This is a genomic window from Acutalibacter intestini (assembly GCF_034334985.1).
GTDB lineage: Bacteria > Bacillota > Clostridia > Oscillospirales > Acutalibacteraceae > Acutalibacter > Acutalibacter intestini.
In genome coordinates, this window is sequence record NZ_JAWXXL010000115.1 from 1 (window position 1) to 973 (window position 973).

1 protein-coding gene and 1 pseudogene are annotated in these 973 nt (G+C 53.5%); both read right to left on the reverse strand.

Going from position 1 to position 973, the window contains the following annotated elements; genetic code table 11:
* Positions 1 to 681, reverse strand: a 681-nt coding sequence (locus U8U68_RS21940; protein ID WP_322204596.1) for a DUF6273 domain-containing protein, incomplete at its 3' end; no start/stop codon positions are given.
* A 4-nt stretch (positions 682 to 685) separates the two neighbouring features.
* A pseudogene (locus U8U68_RS21945) lies at positions 686 to 973 on the reverse strand (reverse transcriptase); the annotation flags it as partial.

The following is a 973-nucleotide window of genomic DNA, read 5'->3' on the forward strand; positions in this document are numbered from 1 at the left end:
CGGCGTGCGAAGCCAGTAATACCACGCCGCCGAAGTCTTCAAATTGCTGTCTTTGTAGGTGCTGTTTGACACGCATTCCGCTGTCGGGTATGCAAGGCGGCTTGTGTTGTCAGAAAACAAGGCCAGCTTCACGCCTTCGGCAATGTTGTTTTCGTTTGCAAGCCCTACTTCCGTAGTTGACGGAAGGTGCATTTTCGCCTTTACGGTTTCGTAGCTCCCGCCGTCTGTAACGGTGTTTTTTGCCACCGTTACCGTCGTTTCCAGCAGGGCGGCAACAAAGCGTTCATCAAGCATTGCAAGGAATCCCGCCTTGTCGGAATATGGGTTGTGACTACTCCACACGTTTGCCGCCGTGGGCGGCGCGTCCGCGCTGTGCTTCGCGCTGTACCACTTTCCCGCCGCCGCATTGCTGTTCAGCCATTGAAGAAGGTTTGCAAGCGAATAGCGGTTGTTGCCGTAGCTTCTGCGGTTGCTGTCACTGTTGCTTGCCTCGATCGCGTCAAAGGCAAGCAAAAACGGGATTTTGTCAGTTATCAGCGTTACCGAATTTGCCGGATAGCCTGAATGATTTTTGTCCGCTACCTTGAAAACAACCGTTTTCCCTAAATAGGATTGAAACGCCGCCTTTACGGGAACTTCGATCGTTGCGCCCACGGCAAGCGAACTTAAAGCCTTTGACATTCCTTCATTCCCCCTTTTCTGAAATTGAACCGCCGTCACGCTCTTTCAGCGCGGCGGCGGCCTTGTTGAAGTATTTGTTGAAATGCTGATCCATGTTGCGGATCAAGTGATAGCAATTCCCCTTCGCCGCGTGGCCGCGCCAACTCTGGTATGATTGCTTCACGGTGTCCGGCTCGATCTTTCCGGCCTCCATCAGCCCGCACAATTTCTTCACCTTGCGGCGGGCGTTGCTCTTTGACTTCCGGCGCACCTTGCGGATCACCGCGCCCGTTTCCGTCAAATATGTATGGAA